This window comes from Cupriavidus pauculus (assembly GCF_008801835.1).
GTDB classification, from domain to species: Bacteria; Pseudomonadota; Gammaproteobacteria; order Burkholderiales; family Burkholderiaceae; genus Cupriavidus; species Cupriavidus pauculus.
On the sequence record NZ_VZOW01000105.1, the window covers coordinates 1 to 447 of the forward strand.

The following is a 447-nucleotide window of genomic DNA, read 5'->3' on the forward strand; positions in this document are numbered from 1 at the left end:
GGAGTTGCGGGTTCCCTATCGGGAAACGGCTGGTCTGGAATCGGGTATTGAGACGGTATTCGATATTCAGACGCACGTGCATACGGTGCCTGAATCGTTTCGCACGGCCGACTACAACCCGGCGGATGCCTACGAACGCAAGGAAGGTGAGGCCAATGTCGCCCGCAAGGAAACGGGCAATTACGGCCAGTCCTATGTCTACGGCACGCATCACCTCGATATGGCGGGCGCCAAGTGGGAAGCCCAATTGCGCCACGAGGCGGCGCTGGCTGGACAAATCGTCTATGAAGGCCAAAGCAATGTCCTGGGCCTGCGGCCTGCGTGTGCATAAGCAGCTTTCGTGATGCCGAAAGCGTGGGGATTTGAGCAAGAACGGTGATGGACGCTGGAGGGGTTCCCTCAGGGAGCGTGCATGCACGCGCCTGAGGGAAGATGTCGCCTTTATTG

General features: G+C 58.8%; 1 pseudogene. It reads left to right on the forward strand.

What is annotated here, in order from left to right:
• Window positions 1–322: pseudogene (locus F7R19_RS29595) on the forward strand (contractile injection system protein, VgrG/Pvc8 family); the annotation flags it as partial.
• Window positions 323–447: the final 125 nt, after the last annotated feature.